Below are 17175 nucleotides of genomic sequence, written 5' to 3'. Positions count from 1 at the left end.
ACAAGCTTTTTAACCTTTATCAGTTCTTATTGTGGAGTCGGGTTTGAGAACCCGACTCCACTTGTTTTTCACCTTTCCCGCTTTCTTCCTTTCTTTACCCCATGAAAGTAATGCAACCCACTCGGCTAACGATGGTAGGGGGAGGGAGTTGGGCAACCGCGCTCGTCAAAATCCTCTCCGAAAATAATGTCAATGTTAAATGGTGGCTTCGTAAAAAGTCTGATGCGGAGCACATCAAAAAATTCGGCCATAACCCAAGTTATCTGAGTGATGTGCAGATTAATACCCGCAAGGTAAAAGTTTGTACAAAAATCCGGGATTCATTTCGCGATAGTGATTACATTATTCTAGCCGTTCCAGCGGCTTTCGTAGGCGACGCGCTAACAGGATTAACACCGGAGCATTTCAACGGAAAGTCGGTTGTATCAGCCATTAAAGGCATGATTCCTGGAGCAAATCAGTTAGTAACGGATTGGGTCAGCGAACAGTATGGTGTTCCCGTGGGGAGAATGGCGGTCATTGCCGGGCCGTGTCATGCAGAAGAAGTTGCTCTCGAAAAACAGTCATACCTTACTATCGCTTCCCAGAATCCAATCTGCGCTCAAGACGTAGCCGCTTTGTTGCGATGTCGCTTCGTACAGACCACAGCCGTAGACGACATTTACGGAATTGAGTATAGCGCCGTGATGAAAAACATCATTGCGCTGGCCTGTGGTATTACGAGGGGACTGGGCTATGGTGATAATTTTCAGGCTGTACTGGTTTCTAATGCCATGCAGGAAATTAAGCGATTTGTCGATGCTATCTATCCTAAACATCGTGACTTGAGCGGGTCTGCATACTTGGGCGATTTGCTTGTAACAGCCTACTCGCCCTTTAGTCGCAATCGGACATTCGGTACGCTCATTGGCCGGGGCTACACAATTCAGTCGGCACAGGCAGAGATGAATATGATTGCCGAGGGTTATTACGCCGTTAAGAGCATCTATGAAATCAATCGACGGTTTGGGGTTAATATGCCTATAACGAATGCCGTTTACGCGATTTTATACGAACGAGCCGCACCAACCGGGGAGATGAATTTGTTGAAAGAGGTGTTAACGTAGAGACTGGTCAAACCGCCGGTTCGACGTACTTGCTTTGACATTGTCTGAAAAAATAAAGACCCCCTGACTAATCAAGGGGTCTTCAAACGTTTATAGCGGTGTCGGCAAGATTTACCGGCAGTTGTGCCTTAATAAAAATTACTTCGCGCTATCAGCAGACATCGTCGAAGCAGAATCCGTAGCCATCGTCGAATCGGTAGCCATCGTCGAAGCAGAATCCGCTGACGTGGTGGTCGTTTCGGTGGTTTCGGTCTTCTTCGAGCTGCAAGACGTAGCCAGGGCGATCATAGCCATGAAAAAGAAGGCGGATTTCGTGATTGCTTTCATATTTTTGGGGGTGTTTTTGTTTAGTGATTAATAAATTAATGTCAACGTTAATACCCCATAGGGGAAAAGGTAACCCACCTTTTTTTTATTTTTTTTTGGGTTACGTCTCAAACGTTTCCGTATTAAGTAATGACTCAACTCAATGAAGGAAAGTAGGTCGCCCATATTGACTGACGACGAGTTGCTGATGGGTTTGGCCAATGGATCCGACGAGGCTTTGACGCAATTATATAGACGGTATTTTCCGATGGTACTGCACTTCGTAACCAGCAATAGTGGTAATGAAGACGACGCCAAGGATATTTATCAGGAAGCATTAATTGTGTTGTACGAGAAGGTAAAGAGTGGTTCGCTGGAATTGCATTGCCAGTTGAAAACGTACCTCTACTCGGTTGGCCGACGATTATGGCTGAAGCAGTTAGCCCAACGTAGCCGTTTCATGGTGCGCGATGTGGAAATAGCTGCTTCGGATGAACTAGCCGTTGGGCAAATTGACGACGATTTAACGTACCACGAGGAACGTGATCGGCAGTTTGATCTGATGGCTGAGTCGCTCTCTCAGCTTGGTGAGCCCTGCCGAACCTTGCTGACCGATTTTTATATCCAGCATCTGAGTATGCAGGACATTACCGAAAAGTTTGGCTATACCAATGCCGACAATGCCAAAACGCAGAAATATAAGTGTCTTATGCGTTTGAAGCGACTGTTCTTTTCGGAGTATAAATCCTAAACCAACTCTCCAGAGTTGGCGTAGACTAAGGTTTTCTGCCGACCCTGGAGAGTCGGTATTACTAAAATGGAAACGAACGAAGAAAAAGACATCGAAAACGCACTGCGGGCGTACGGCGAACGAGTTCAGTTCACACAGAAGCTAAAAGCGGCTCAGACGCATATCGACATGAAGGCGATGCGCGAGGATGCTGACGCCTATCGGTCTGAACCAGCCGCTCAGATTCGGTCGCTTTGGCAAATGTACCGCACCACACTGGCTGTGGCTGCATCAGCTGCTATCATCACAACTTTCGGCTCTATTTTCCTTTATCGCTCATACCAGAAAAGCCATCAGCAAGAACAGCAATATAGTCTGTTGAGTAAAGAAATACAGGCTGTTAAATCATCACAGCGTAAACTGCTGAATGATTACAATGGCCGGGGACAAGGTATGGCCACCAAACCGGCGCAAGTGTCAGGATCAGGCTTTTTACTCACTGGTGATGGCTATCTTGTTACAAATAACCACATCGTACGTGATGCCGATTCAGTTTATGTGCAAAGTACCAAGGGCGAAGTCTACAAGGCTCGGGTCGTTTATACCGATCAATCGCACGATTTAGCTTTCCTGCAACTTTGCGACGACAGCGCATTCCGGTCTATGCCGCCGGTTCCTTACAGTTTCGATGCTCGCCCATCTGATCTCGGAGAGCGCGTCTATACACTTGGTTACCCGCGCGAAGAAATTGTTTATGGCGAAGGGTATCTTAGTTCTGGTACAGGTTATCGGGGTGATTCAACCGCCTATCAAGTGGCTATTGGCGTAAACCCCGGTAATTCTGGTGGGCCGCTTTTAGACGAAAAAGGTAATATAATTGGTATCATTAGCGGGAAACAGACAACGGCTGAAGGTGTCAGTTTTGCGGTGAAAACAAATTACCTGCTCGAAGCCCTTAATAACATCCCAACTGACTCGCTCAAAGGTCTGCCGCTTCGACTGAATAAAAAGAATACGTTGGCGAATATGCCTCGTAAACAGCAGATCAAGCGAATGCAGGATTACGTGTATCAGGTGAAAGTGTTTAAACACAAAGATTAAAATAAGCCTGGCAACTAAATAAGGGTTGAACAATTGGTGTACTGACGTGTTATTCCGTGCAGAAATCAACTCGACAAACATGAAAAAGATCATGATGCTGGCCGCTGCGCTGTTCGTCTCAGTCGCCATTGTGTCCGCCCAGGATACAAAACAAAACGCTAAAGAAACTGCTCATCAGGCCAAAGAAACTACAAAAGCTGCTGGTAAGAAAATTGGTCGTGAAGCCGATAAAGCCGGAGATAAAGTATCGACCGCAGCTAAAAATACCAAAGAGGACGTTAAAGACGGTACGAATAAAACCCTCAACAAAGCTGATCGCAAGATGAAGAAGGCTGAGCGGAAGCTGGATAACTCAAAGTAGATTTCCTGTTTTTTGTAGAGACGGTGCCATTACAGCAAAGCAATGGCACCGTTTTTTGTTGATAGCTGGCGAACTTCAATCAATCTCTGCTGCGTTCTTTAGGCAGATAGTTACTTTTTATACTGCATTACGCTTGCTTATGGATTCATCTGTTTCGGTGCTTTTATTTGGTATCACACGCGATCTAACTGGTCAGTCAGCAGTCTCAGTGCCATTAACTGAGGGAGATAACGTCGGCGACTTGATTAATCAGTTGCACCAGAACTATCCTGCGTTAGCTGGTATCCGTTCGCTGTTGGTTGCTGTTAATGGCGAATACGCTGAATCTGAACAAATACTCGTTCACCACGACGAAATCGCTCTTATTCCACCTGTCAGCGGAGGTTGATTCTTGATTATTTTCTATGGTTGCCCTTACTTCTGAACCTATTGACGTTGCTGCTGCCCTGACATTTCTTCAGTCAGAGCAGGCGGGTGCTATTGATTTTTTTCTGGGAGTCGTTCGCGACAATACCCAGGATCGCTCCGTTGACCGACTTGAATACGAAGCCTATGACCGCATGGCTCTTAGCGAAATGCAAAAAATTGCGGATGATGCCCAGCAACGATGGCCTATTCTTCGCTATACGATTATCCATCGCAAAGGCATCTTACAGATCGGTGAAATAGCGGTGCTTATTGGCGTTTCTACTGCCCACCGTGCTGCTGCCTTCGAAGCCTGCCGATATATTATAGACACCATAAAGCAAACTGTACCGATCTGGAAAAAGGAAGTATTTACAGATGGTGAAGAGTGGGTAAATGCACACCCTTGAGAATGTATGATGTAGTGGATGGAAGTGTAGGATAAGTCTAATTTTGCTGATCATCAGCACATATTATGTCTCCTTTTTTCGACAGGATTAAACTGATTGCCCTACACATACGGTGTGTTAACTTTATCATTTAATTAAGTACGTTCCCACAATTGGATAGTGGTCAGAATACCTGATATAATTAATAGTTTCGAAGTTTAACACGGGTAGTTTTGGATCATGAAATTGGTGGTCGATCCGAATATAACCTGGTAAACGGTTGTACGTAAAGCCGAAGCCCCGGCCCGCATCTTCAAAACTATTAGGTAGTATCCGACGCATTCGTTCATAAACCACACTATAAGGTGTATCGTTATGGTCGCCGGTCACAATGACCGGATACGGGCTTTTGCGAATGTATTGTTCAATCTTGTCAACTTCATTTTTGCGTTCGGTAAATCCGCTATGCAACGCGCTCAACACACCGCGCGTTTCGCGCTGAACGCCTTTCATTCCCTTCTGATCCAGTACTTTGCCTACTCGAATACCCATAGAATGTAGATGGACATTTATAATACGAATAGTATCATTTCCTATTTTTACATGTGCCCATACTATCCCGTTTGACCCACCGAATTGTTCACGACCGAACTGAACAATGGGGTAAATAGAAAAAATGGCTACGCCGATATCGCCATCGGCTACTAGCGCCCTTTCAGGATATAAGAGAACCGAGTATCGATAACCCGCTTTGCGAAACCGTTTAACAATATCATAGTCGGGTATAGACGTTGAGTTGTAGAATTCCTGAAAGCATTTAATTGGCGCATCGTAGCGCAATACGTAGTTGTCTGTTCGGCGAATACGGGGGGAACTTTGGTAGAATTCCCAGGACTCATTCAGGTCAAAAGATTGAACATTGTAACTAAATACCTTTACCGGAGTGCCTCTACCTTTTATTTCGAGGGGGCTGTGCCACACAAACGTTCGCGACCCAAATAAGAGCATCCCAATTAGTACAACTGCACCCGAAAGCCAACTTCGCCAAGGTCTTGCCATAAGCCACAGGCAAACTACAATTAAGTTCAGTAGCCAGGCTACCGGCAACGTAATCATAATCATACTGGCCGACCAGTGCTCAATTTGCAAACTATACAGTAGCCAGTATGCAATGCAGGTATATAGAACCAGCAGCAGGTTAATCGACCATAATAATGACCGAAAAAAAAAGGCGATGAGTTGCCCAACTCGCATTCTTAGCGTCATATCGTCGTTGTTGAGCGAGACCAATACTCTTCGGAAGCCAAAAATAAGGTATAATGACCGGAAAGCCTGCAATTGAGCCGATTCGGAGATTTGCGATGCAACCAGAAACATGTTACCTTTGTGGCATAAAAACCATATGGCGTTGATCAAAAAAGGGAGTCGCACTCCCTTTTTTGTTAGCCTTACCTTATGGACGACAAAGCGAAAATTACCGAATTACTACAGCCGTACCTGATTGACGATAAGTTCTATATCGTTGATATTCAGGTAGCTGGTAGGCAAGGAGGCCGCCTGAAGGTCACGATTTTATTGGATAGCGATACCGGTATTAGGATTGACGATTGCGCCGATATCAGCCGTAGGCTGGGAGGACAGATGGATGAAATGAATTTTTTTGGCGATTCGCCATTTACACTCGAAATTTCATCACCCGGTGTCGATTATCCGTTGACGTTTCCGCGTCAGTTTGTTCGAAATGTGGGTCGGCAGTTGATTGTTACACTCACTGACGGCAACACTCGAAAAGGCCAACTGGACTCTGTAGCCGACGATCATATCGTGCTGGATGTGGAAGCCGAAAAGCAATCGAAGAGTAAAAAGAAAAAGGAAGCTGATTTGTCTATTAATGTTCCACCAGTTGGCCCCACGCCAATTTTGTTCGAACAGATAAAAAAGGCGCAAGTAGAAGTATCATTTAATTAAAGGCATATTGTGTACGACGTAAAAAAGAGTAAGTAAATTTTACCTTTTACGCCTTATGATTATGCCTTGCAGACTTAGACACTAAAATGACCAGTGGACTATTAATAGAATCGTTTGCTGATTTTGCCCGGTCGAAAAACATAGACCGGCCTACCATGATCGCTATTCTGGAAGAAGTCTTCCGGACGATGATTCGTAAAAAATACGGTACCGACGAAAATTTCGACGTAATTATCAACGCCGAAAGTGGTGATCTGGAAATGTGGCGGACGCGCGAGATTGTAGACGATAATTCGGAAGATATTTGGGATTATGATAAAATTCCCCTTGCCGAAGCCCATAAAATTCAGGACGACTTTGAGGTAGGCGAACAGGTTGCCGAAGAAGTGAAGCTGGATGATTTTGGTCGTCGGGTTGTGCAAACAGCTCGCCAGACACTCATCCAGAAGATAAAGGACATGGAGAAAGAACTCCTTTATCAGAAGTACAAAGACCAGGTTGGCGATTTGGTTACTGCCGAAGTGTATCAATTGCTGAAGCATGAAATCATTTTAGTTGATACCGAGAACAATGAATTGAGTCTGCCCCGTACAGAGCAGATTCCGAAAGATCGTTACCGAAAAGGCGAATCTGTGAAAGCTGTCATAAGCCGGGTTGATATGTTGAATGGCACACCCAAAATCGTGCTGTCTCGAACCTCACCCGTGTTCTTGGAGCGATTATTTGAAATTGAAGTGCCGGAGATTTATGATGGTCTGATTTCAATCCGCAAAATTGTTCGGGAGCCGGGCGAGCGGGCGAAAGTGGCTGTTGAGTCATATGATGACCGTATTGATCCGGTTGGTGCCTGCGTAGGTATGAAAGGCTCGCGGATTCATGGTATCGTACGTGAACTTGGTAACGAGAACATCGACGTTATCAACTATACCGAAAACCTCGAATTGCTTATCAGCCGAGCGCTGAGTCCGGCTAAAATCAGTACCATGCAAATCGACCGCGAGACAAAACGCGTATCGGTTTTTCTGAAACCAGACCAAGTGTCACTGGCCATTGGCAAAGGCGGTCAGAATATTAAACTGGCTGGTCGGCTGGTAGATATGGAAATAGACGTGTTCCGCGACAATGAAGGTCAGGAAGATGATGAAGACGTTGATCTGATGGAGTTTTCTGACGAAATTGACCATTGGATGATCGAGGAACTTCGTAAAGTGGGTCTGGACACCGCCAAAAGTGTGCTGGCTCTGAACAAAGAAGAACTTGTTCGGCGGACTGATTTGGAAGAAGACACAGTTGAAGAGATTTTGAATATCCTGAAGCAGGAATTTGAATAAAGTTAATGCGTGTAAAATGACGAATAAATGTTCGTCATTTTACACGTAAAACGCTTCATTATTGAAGCTGAGGGATTTTTATTGTTGGAACTGGTGTTCATACCATACAACAACTATTAAATTTGCCGAATATAAACGGAAGTATGGCAGAAGAAAAGTCAATGCGCCTGAGCCAAGTGGCAAAAATTCTCAACAAAGGTCTTTCCTCTGTTGCGAGTAGTCTGTCTGCCAAAGGGTTTAAGGTTGAAATTAATCCTAACACCAAGATCAACACAGAACAGTTGGAGGTGTTAGCGAAGGAGTATAAATCTACGGAACTCCTGAACGGAACTCGCCGGGCTGAACCGCCGGTTATAACCGCCGAGCCACCGCATCGTCAGGAGGAGGATGTCGTTTTGTACCGTCGTGATGATGCGAGACGTCCAACTGTCGAAAACAAACCAGAGTCAGCTCCGGTTGATCTACCCATAACGGCTCCAATAGAGCCGAAATTAGCTCCACAAACCGCACAGACCGGTTTGCCAGGCTTGACAGTATTGGGTAAAATCGATCTGAACGCAAGGCCCACACCGTCACAACCAGCTCCGCAAGCGAAAGCACCTGTGCCGCAGGAGGTGAAACCGATTGTGGTACCGCCAACTCAACCTGAAGAACGTATGCCATTGGCTGCGGTAGAGATACCAAAGCCCGTTGCTCCACAACCACCAATAGTACAACCTGCTCCAGTATCGGTAGCAGTACAACCTGTTGTAGAAACACCAAAAGCTGTACAAACTCCGCCTGTTGAAGCAAAACCTGCTCCAACAACGCCCGTTTCTACGCCAAGTGTTTCTAATGCTGACGTACAGGCGAACGTCGCTAAGGCGGATACAACGCCTAAGGAGTCGCCAAAGCCGATTGTAGCCGATTCACAACCTGTTCAGGCTCCGCCGAAAATAGTTGCTGAACAGCCTGCTCCTCCGGTGGTCCCTGCCGAGGCTCCGAAGCCGATGGCCCAAGAGAGACCAAAGGTAAATCGTCCAGCTCAACGGTCGGATAACCAACCAAAACTGGAGCCCCAATCAGCTAAACCAGAACCTCAGTCTGTCAAACCAGTATCTTCTGAACCAGCTAGTGAGCCAATACTACCAGTAGTAACCGAAACTATTCGGGCAGCTGGTAGTCACCAACTGGGTGGTTTGAAGATTCTTGGTAAAATTGAGTTACCTGTAAATAACCCGCGTCAGGGAGGTGGAGGTAACAATGCCGATAAGAAAGGGAAACGCAAGCGAATTCGCGGTGGCCGCGAAGGCGGTAGCAATCCTGGTCAGCCAAATCAAACCGGTGGTCAACCTCAGGGACAAGGACAGGCGGCTGGTAACCGTGCTCCTCGTGAAGGCGACCGTGGCCCAGCTAATCGTACTCAGGGCGATCGTCCACCGAGTGACCGTCCTCAAGTGGCTGGTCAACGTGACGCTACACCACGCGATGGCAACCGTCCACAGGGACAAGGGGACCGCACAGCAACACCTGCTAATCGCACTGGTGGTACCGGTACCGGGCAGAACCAGGGTGGCAATAATGCTAACCGAGGTGGTCAGGCTAATACAGGTACAAACACAAACGCAAATACACCCAACCGAAGTGGTACCGGTAACACGGCTAACCGAGGTGGTACGGGCAATACACCTAACCGAAGTGGTACCGGTAATAATGCAAATCGGGGTGGTACTGGACGCCGTGAGGCACCAACGCAGGCCGATGTTCAGAAATCTATTCAGCAGACCAATGCCCGGATGCGTGGTAACACACCCAATCGGGGTGCTGATCGCCGTCGTGATCGCCGTAGCCAGCGCGAGGATGATCGTCGCTTGATGAACGAACAGGAGGAGCTAGAAGCGAAAATCCTGAAAGTTACAGAGTTTGTGTCAGCCAACGATTTGGCTTCGCTGATGGATGTATCGATCAATGAAGTTATCTCAGTTTGTTTGAACCTGGGTATGTTCGTGTCGATCAACCAACGGTTAGACGCTGAAGCAATTACGGTTATTGCCGATGAATTTGGTTACGACGTACAATTTATATCGGCTGAAGATGAAACCGAAGCCAGTATTGATGTTGAAGCCGATGAACCAGACGACTTACAGCCACGTGCGCCAATTGTGACCATCATGGGTCACGTTGACCATGGTAAAACATCGTTACTTGACTATATCCGCCGGGCGAAAGTTGCGGCTGGTGAAGCTGGGGGAATTACGCAGCACATTGGTGCATATAGCGTGAAAACCAGCGATGATCGAATGATCACGTTCTTAGATACACCGGGTCACGAAGCCTTTACGGCCATGCGGGCGCGGGGTGCTAAAGTAACTGACGTGGTTATTATCGTGATTGCCGCTGACGATAGTATCATGCCGCAAACCCGCGAGGCTATCAACCACGCACAAGTTGCTGGTGTACCTATTGTGTTTGCTTTCTCGAAAGTGGACAAACCAGGTGCCGATACCGAAAAAATTCGGGCTGAACTGGCTGCTATGAACATGCTCGTTGAAGAATGGGGTGGTAAATATCAGGCACAGGAAATTTCGTCGAAATCTGGTTTGGGCGTTGATGACCTACTCGAAAAGGTTCTATTAGAAGCTGAGCTGCTTGAACTGAAAGCTAACCCGACTCGTCGGGCATTAGGTACGGTTATTGAAGCATCGCTTGATAAGGGTCGTGGTTATATCTCAACCGTTCTGGTTGAAAATGGTACGCTTCGTCAGGGTGACATCATGCTGGTTGGCGCGCACTATGGCCGGATCCGGGCAATGACTAACGACCGGGGCGAACGCATTAAAGAAGCTGGACCATCGCAACCTGTGCAGATTCTTGGTTTGCCAGGTGCTCCACAAGCGGGCGACAAGTTTAACGTGATGGAGACAGATCGCGAAGCCCGCGAAATTGCCAACAAACGTGAGCAGCTATTACGTGAACAAACGTTGCGTACCCGCAAACACATTACGCTTGAAGAAATCGGTCGCCGGAAAGCTATCGGTACGTTCAAAGAATTAAATGTGATTGTGAAAGGTGACGTAGACGGTTCGGTAGAAGCGTTGTCGGATTCGCTCCTTCAACTTTCGACAGGAGAGGTTCAGGTGAATATAATTCACAAAGCCGTCGGACAGATTTCCGAATCGGATGTTCTACTTGCGTCAGCTTCAGATGCTGTTATTGTTGGATTCCAGGTGCGGCCATCGGCAAGTGCTCGGAAACTAGCTGAACAGGAACAGATTGAAATACGTCTCTACTCGATTATTTACGATGCTATCAACGAAGTAAAAGATGCTATGGAAGGGCTGTTAGCTCCGACTGTTGAGGAAGTTATCGTTGGTAATATTGAAGTACGTGATGTCTTCAAAATCAGTAAGATCGGTACTGTAGCAGGTTGCTACGTAACAGAAGGCAACATCAAGAGGAGTAACAAAATACGTATCATCCGGGATTTCATCGTGGTACACACGGGCGAAATTAGTGCGCTGAAACGCTTCAAAGAAGATGTCAGTGAAGTGAAGTTTGGCTACGAATGTGGCTTGAGCATCAAAAACTTCAATGACATCGAAGTGGGTGATGTAATCGAAAGCTTCGAACTTAAAGAAGTGAAGCGGACATTATAAGTCGTTTTAAGTTACGATATACAATTGGCCCCAACTGAACGATTCAGTTGGGGCTTTTTCTGTCTAATCAATTAGAACAGAGTCTTATGAGAATTCTCACTATCAGCGATCTGCACGGGCGAACTGTCTGGAAAGAAACTAATTTTGATGACTATGATCTTGTCATTTTTCTCGGCGATTATACCGACAGTAACGTTGTTGATGATGCGACAATTTATAACAATCTATACGATATCATTAAACTCAAGCAGCAACAGCCAACTAAATTTGTATTGCTCATTGGTAATCATGATGCTCAATATCTACATTTTCCTCACTATCGCTGTTCAAAATTCCGTGCGTCAGCGCAGCCTGACTTAAGTTTATTGTTTACCGACCACCATAATCTTTTCCAGATAGCGTATCAGCAGGGAAACTATCTGTTCATACATGCCGGAGTGACAAATAAATGGCTGGCCTACTTTCAGGCAAAAATTGGTAATAGCTCGCCTAACTTCACGCCGGACTACAATCTGGCTGGATTGTTGAATGAGATTCATCAAGTAGTGCACTTTCGGAATTTGCTTTTTGACGTCGGTCCTAAACGAGGTGGCTATGACGCGTTTAGCGGGCCGGTATGGGCTGACCGTTCAGAAACCAGAACCGATTTTCTGTCTGGTTTTCAACAGGTTGTTGGGCATTCGCCTATTAACGACTTTACAACAGTTGGTGACAAAAACGGGTCAATTACTTATACGGATGTGTTACAAACTAAAACGGCATTTTATGAAGTCATAATCCCTGACTAACTTAGGCACTGAGGAAACGAAAGGCCCATACCTGGTCGTTAATAAAAAAAGCTTGCTTGCCGAAAATACCCTGAATGAATTTTCTCTATCCTTCTTTTCTGTTTGGTCTGCTGGCCGTATCGGTTCCGATTGCTATTCACCTGTTTAATTTTCGACGAACACGGCGAGTATTTTTCACCAATGTAGCCTTATTACGCACGGTTCAGACCGAAACTAAATCGTTTCGACGGTTAAAGCACTGGCTCATTCTGGCCTGTCGTTGTTTGTTTTTGGCGTTTCTGGTGCTGGCATTTGCCCAGCCGTTTATCCCAAGTAAAAATAAACTGGGTTTATCGAGGCAGGGTGTTACGAGCCTCTATGTCGATAATTCGTTCAGTATGCAGAACGAACGAAACACAAAACGCTACCTCGACATTGCTACCAGCAAGTTGGATGAATTGTTGACACTATTTCGCAATGCGACTTCGCTTCAACTACTAACTAACGATTTTTCGGCGGCTGAACAGCAGGCCGGAACAGCCGAATCAGTTCGTGACCGCGTGACATCAATCCGGTTTGCCCATACGCCCCGTACACTCGAAACGGTTTACCGTCGGCAGCGAAATTTACTCAGTTCGCTCAATCCAGGTGGACATAATCAACTTTTCTGGTTTTCTGATTTTCAGAAAAGTACGGCTGGTGACTTATCTCGGCTAAAAATTGATACAACCAACCGGCTATTTATTGTGCCATTAGATGCCCAGGCAACCAAAAATGTATATGTTGATTCTGTTTGGCTCACTACGCCATTTATTCGAGAGATGCAGAATAACAGTCTGAACGTTAAGTTAAATAATGCCGGTCGGGAAAACGTAAAGAATCTTCCAGTACGGTTATATCTAGACGATACACAAACATCAACAGCCTCAGCTACACTAGGGCCAGACGGTTCGGTAACCGTTTCGCTTAATTTCAATGTAACCTCCAAAGGATACCATCGGGGGCGCATCGTTTTTGAAGATTATCCTATTACGTTCGACAATCAGTATTTTTTCGTTATTGAAGCGTCACCAGCGGTTCGGGTGTTGCATTTATACGACCAAAAGTCGGCTCCAACAGCTCGTACAGCCGACTACATAAACACCGTTTATGCAAATGATAGTCTGTTTGTTCGGCGAAGTTTCAGCAGCCAAAATTTTGATGTTGGTCAGTTGAAAGAAACGGATTTGGTTGTACTGGAAGGCGTAGCCGATATAAGTGGTACACTACGTACTGAACTGGAGCGATTTGTTCAGCAGGGGGGGAGTTTAGCTATTATTCCGCCAGCTAATCCGAATAGTAATTCATATGGTCCTTTCTTACGGACGTTGGGTATTGGTAATTTGCAGGTTACTGCATCGTCGGGGAGTGTGCCAACGCAATTGCCCGTTGCTGATCCTGACCGGCGTAATCCGTTTTTTCGAGATGTATTTCAGCAGAGTTATCAATCAGAGCCGCTGAATATGCCCACAGCTGCCCCTGTTTGGCGATGGAGTGCGGGTGAGCGCTTGCTAAGCCTTCGCGACGGTAGTCCACTGCTAACCCAGTCAAAAGTTATTGGTGGTACGGCACAAGGCAACGTTTATTTACTAGCCAGTCCGCTTGCTTCGGCATACGGAAATTTGGCAGAACATGCTTTGTTTGTTCCGGTTATGTACAAAATAGCTGCCCAAAGTGTTCGGGCCCAGCGAACAGCTTACTCCTTCGATGATGACTTGGTAACAATTCCTGTGAGTAACCCCTCGGAGCGGGCGATTTATAAACTAAAGCATGACAAGTTGGAAATTATTCCGGTGCAGCGCATCGTCGGAAATCAGCTTTTGCTAGAAATGCCCAAGAGTAACGAACTAGCTGCCGGTCAAGAAGTTGAAGCGGGCTATTATGAACTTCGGCTCAATGATCGAACTGAACGTTTATTGGCCTTCAATCATGGCAATCAGGAATCGGCTATGAATTTTTATTCTGCCGACGAGCTGCGCAAGGCTTTCTCGAATCAGCCGAATGTAGAAGTATTCGACAGTATTCAAGACGGTGATTTTGTACAGGTTTTGGAGCAGGAAAATTTGGGCAAAAGTTTGTGGAAATATTTCTTGTTAGCTGCTCTAGCGTTTATGCTGTTAGAAGTAGGACTTGTGCGGTTTATGAAAGGATAATCAGTTACTTACTTCTTACAGTCTGAAATGCTGATCTCAATCTCCTCTAATGGACTGGCACAATCAGCCAAGCCAGAATAGATAATTAAAGCTAAAATGTAGGGGTGAAGGCATATTATACTTATTCGCTGTAAAGGCTGATTTATACTAAAATTGCTTATTGGCCTACCGGCGTCAACGTTACGGGGCCGAGTAAACCAGAGGGCATTGCTTCCCAATGAGTGGCATCAAAAGGTTTATACCGAATGTCTACGATGTTAATATCATAAAATTTCTTCCACCCTGGATTCTGCCGGTCGTAAAGCCGCATGTAATTGGCTGATAGATTCTTTACGGCAATGTCCAGTTGATTTCCACTTGGTTTCAGGCGATTAGGCGGAATCGATAACCGGAAGGGAATGCACCAGGCGGTACCGAGTGGTTGACCGTTGAGTCGTACTTCAGCTACTTCCCGAACGTCTCCGAGGTCAATCGTGTAGGCTGACGCGTTTGCGCCTGTGGGCAAGTCAAACGTAGTAGTGTAACGGGCTTTGCCAGAGAAATAACCAGCCGAATCCGATAGAGTTGTCCAAGAGGTAAGTACCGGAATCGTTGTGGATAGGGTCATTGCCGGACGACCTGTAACAAACTGAATTTGCCAGGGATTTCGTAATGTAACAGACTTTGCTGTACTGTTATCGACTATTCGTTTTTGACTAGCCGAGTTTGCGTAGACGGGGTTACCCGGACTCACATTTACAAAATAGGATTGACCGGGCTCTATCTGTAAAAACACCTCATTCTGCCCGTTACTACCTTTTCGAATAGGCAGCGGTTGGCTTTGATTTGTTAGCGGGTCATACCGATTAACCTGACCCGTCGCGGAAAGCGCAATCCAGTTTTGGTGAAAGTGATTACTGAGATTCGTGATAAAGTATTGCGTAGTGTCTGTCGAAAGGGTGCGCTGTGGATGGCCGTACCCCGGATGGCCGTATCCCCGGCTTTTGCGGATAAATGAAAGTCCTTCTGCAGCCCAGAGTTCTACCCGAATGCCTAAGCGATTCATTGTCTCGAAAACACCCTTACTGACTGTTACGGTGGGCAGTTGTTGAAGCGATTTCCCCAGACGTTGTACCTCCTCCGATCGTGCTTTATGATTATAAAATCCCGCGGCCTGTTGTGGCAACTGACCGTCAAACACAATCTTAGCGCCCTGTCGAGCAAGTTTCGCCAACTCTCGTAGCGAGGTTTCAGGTATGTATGTAGTGCGCGGTACCAGAATCACCTGGTAGATTGCTCCGCTGATACTTCGTATCCCTTGTTTACTGGCAGTTAGGCTGCTAAGCAATCCATCGGAGATATAATCGATAGAATAACCGCGTGTACTTAACTGCTCACACAGTTGCCCAAATGGTTGAGGCAATAACCATCGCTCTACATGGTGAACTTCTAACTGGTGAATGCCGCCCGCTGATTTAGCCTGTGTAGTCCACAAATCATGAATTGGGAAATAAACCAGTACATCGTTATCAGGTTTACTAGTTTGCAAACGTGCTTGGCAACGTTCGATATAGTGATTAAGCAGGGGCAAATGCGGCCAGAAATGCGAGGTTGGACCGTAGTTGGTCGAGGCATAAAACAACCACCCAGGCCAGGTTTCTGCCTGTGGCGAATAGGGGATACCGTGATAAAAGATATGGTTGATACCCGACGCAAATAGCTCATCGACCTGTGGCTTTATCTGCGACAGCGATACCTGAAAGTGGTTCGCCAACCAGGTGCCCGTTTCGGAACTGACTAGCGGTTTACCCATTAAGTGAGCCGTCGATGAAGCAAATTTCATAGCCAGTGGGTTGGGCGTACCGAAGCGGTCTACTTCATAGTTGGCGTCAACACGCAGGCCCGGAATCGCAAAACGGCTGGAGCCGAAGGATTCGGTTTCGGGAATGTCGGCCAGAGCGTAGAGGTCAAGTAAGTTGCCCGGCGATCCATGCGCCTGATTACGCGTTCGATAACCTGCCTTATGCGCCCAATCCGACCAGGTTTTAGCGAATCCATCGCGAAGAAGTTCAGCTAATGTCTGGTGGTAATCCTGATGAACGAGCAGGCTGGTTTCTGTTCGGGTTGTATCTAAAAAAGCGGCTAGTTGGTTATTGAGATCGTAACCCCGCCGTACTTGAAATTCGGTCAGGAAATTGTCCGTCCAGTTAGCGCCGTATACTTCATAGGAGTCATTATAAACGGCGCGTGGTTTCTCCGGTAGGCGAATAAGTGTCGAATCGAACTGTTGTAGATACTGCTCAACCGCCTGTTTACTAAAATAATCAATAACCAGTCCCTGCCCACCCGGTGCGGGCCGTTTTACCTGCTGTTTAGTGGGTATGGAGGTAAGCTTGTCGTTATTTATTTTCCATTCTTTAGCCGCCATATCGGGAGATACGTGTGGTCCACCAAAAGGCCAGCCTGTGCCGGTCGTGAGGTCAACACCCAGGCCCAACCGTTTTCCTTCGCGGACAGTATGGGCGAATACGGCCAGCCAGCGATCGGTCAGGAATGGAATAAACTGTTTTTCGTAGCCCTTGACGCCATAAATCGGGATAATGTGAACGCCACCTATCCCTGCCCGTGCAAACTGTTCGAGTTGGTAAGTAATATCCGGTTCGGTTACTGCACTCCCCATCCACCACCAGTAGGTCCAGGGTCGGGTTGAATTGCCTTCAGCTTGCTGGGTCTGTGCATAGGAAGATAGAAAAAGACTCAACCACAGAATCAGCGACAAACCAATTAAAAAGGAGTATTTCATAAAGGACACCGTCAGAAGTTGCAAAGGAACGCAACTCAGATCTAACCTCCGTACTGTACTTACCTACTTAATTGGGGTATTCATGTTGATTAGAACCTGCTG

At 46.4% G+C, this 17175-nt stretch carries 14 protein-coding genes; 11 read left to right on the top strand and 3 right to left on the bottom strand.

Going from position 1 to position 17175, the window contains the following annotated elements; translation table 11 throughout:
* The first annotated feature begins 101 nt into the window (after positions 1-101).
* Positions 102-1106: an NAD(P)H-dependent glycerol-3-phosphate dehydrogenase gene (locus ACFS25_RS24385; protein WP_381506246.1), complete on the top strand. Its 1005-nt coding sequence runs from the start codon at positions 102-104 to the stop codon at positions 1104-1106.
* Positions 1107-1244: 138 nt separating this feature from the next.
* Here ACFS25_RS24385 and ACFS25_RS24380 read toward each other — a convergent pair whose 3' ends face one another.
* Positions 1245-1433, bottom strand: coding sequence for a hypothetical protein (locus ACFS25_RS24380; RefSeq protein ID WP_381506243.1), 189 nt, complete (start codon positions 1431-1433; stop codon positions 1245-1247).
* Positions 1434-1575: 142 nt separating this feature from the next.
* Here ACFS25_RS24380 and ACFS25_RS24375 point away from each other — a divergent pair, with 142 nt between their 5' ends.
* The 5 genes from ACFS25_RS24375 (at position 1576) to ACFS25_RS24355 (ending at position 4419) form a co-directional block, all read left to right on the top strand.
* Positions 1576-2163, top strand: coding sequence for an RNA polymerase sigma factor (locus tag ACFS25_RS24375; protein ID WP_381506240.1), 588 nt, complete (start codon positions 1576-1578; stop codon positions 2161-2163).
* Between the two features lie 66 nt (positions 2164-2229).
* A complete protein-coding gene (locus ACFS25_RS24370) occupies positions 2230-3243 on the top strand; it encodes a S1C family serine protease (protein ID WP_381506237.1) in 1014 nt (337 codons plus the stop codon).
* 79 nt (positions 3244-3322) lie between these two features.
* Positions 3323-3604, top strand: coding sequence for a hypothetical protein (locus ACFS25_RS24365; protein WP_381506234.1), 282 nt, complete (start codon positions 3323-3325; stop codon positions 3602-3604).
* Between the two features lie 139 nt (positions 3605-3743).
* Positions 3744-3992: a MoaD/ThiS family protein gene (locus ACFS25_RS24360; RefSeq protein ID WP_381506231.1), complete on the top strand. Its 249-nt coding sequence runs from the start codon at positions 3744-3746 to the stop codon at positions 3990-3992.
* Positions 3993-4008: 16 nt separating this feature from the next.
* On the top strand, positions 4009-4419 hold the full coding sequence (locus ACFS25_RS24355; RefSeq protein ID WP_381506229.1) for a molybdenum cofactor biosynthesis protein MoaE: 411 nt from the start codon (positions 4009-4011) through the stop codon (positions 4417-4419).
* A 126-nt stretch (positions 4420-4545) separates the two neighbouring features.
* Here the strand turns inward: ACFS25_RS24355 and ACFS25_RS24350 are convergent, their stop codons facing one another.
* Positions 4546-5775, bottom strand: coding sequence for an endonuclease/exonuclease/phosphatase family protein (locus ACFS25_RS24350; RefSeq protein ID WP_381506226.1), 1230 nt, complete (start codon positions 5773-5775; stop codon positions 4546-4548).
* Positions 5776-5853: 78 nt separating this feature from the next.
* Here ACFS25_RS24350 and ACFS25_RS24345 point away from each other — a divergent pair, with 78 nt between their 5' ends.
* From ACFS25_RS24345 to ACFS25_RS24325, 5 genes are all read left to right on the top strand, one after another.
* Positions 5854-6366 (top strand): ribosome maturation factor RimP, encoded by a 513-nt coding sequence (locus ACFS25_RS24345; RefSeq protein WP_381506223.1) that lies wholly within the window; start codon positions 5854-5856, stop codon positions 6364-6366.
* 86 nt (positions 6367-6452) lie between these two features.
* Complete coding sequence (gene nusA, locus ACFS25_RS24340; protein ID WP_381506220.1) at positions 6453-7697, top strand: transcription termination factor NusA; 1245 nt, start codon at positions 6453-6455, stop codon at positions 7695-7697.
* A 143-nt stretch (positions 7698-7840) separates the two neighbouring features.
* Entirely contained in the window at positions 7841-11332 is a 3492-nt protein-coding gene (gene infB / locus ACFS25_RS24335) for a translation initiation factor IF-2 (protein WP_381506217.1), read from the top strand.
* An 86-nt stretch (positions 11333-11418) separates the two neighbouring features.
* Positions 11419-12120 (top strand): metallophosphoesterase, encoded by a 702-nt coding sequence (locus ACFS25_RS24330; protein ID WP_381506214.1) that lies wholly within the window; start codon positions 11419-11421, stop codon positions 12118-12120.
* Between the two features lie 74 nt (positions 12121-12194).
* Positions 12195-14291, top strand: coding sequence for a BatA domain-containing protein (locus ACFS25_RS24325; RefSeq protein ID WP_381506212.1), 2097 nt, complete (start codon positions 12195-12197; stop codon positions 14289-14291).
* Positions 14292-14448: 157 nt separating this feature from the next.
* Here the strand turns inward: ACFS25_RS24325 and ACFS25_RS24320 are convergent, their stop codons facing one another.
* On the bottom strand, positions 14449-17073 hold the full coding sequence (locus tag ACFS25_RS24320; RefSeq protein WP_381506210.1) for a glycosyl hydrolase: 2625 nt from the start codon (positions 17071-17073) through the stop codon (positions 14449-14451).
* Positions 17074-17175: the final 102 nt, after the last annotated feature.

The organism is Spirosoma flavum (assembly GCF_042686045.1).
In the GTDB taxonomy this organism is placed as follows: domain Bacteria; phylum Bacteroidota; class Bacteroidia; order Cytophagales; family Spirosomataceae; genus Spirosoma; species Spirosoma flavum.
The sequence above is the reverse complement of the archived record's forward strand: the minus strand, read 5'-3'. Positions and strand labels throughout refer to the sequence as shown.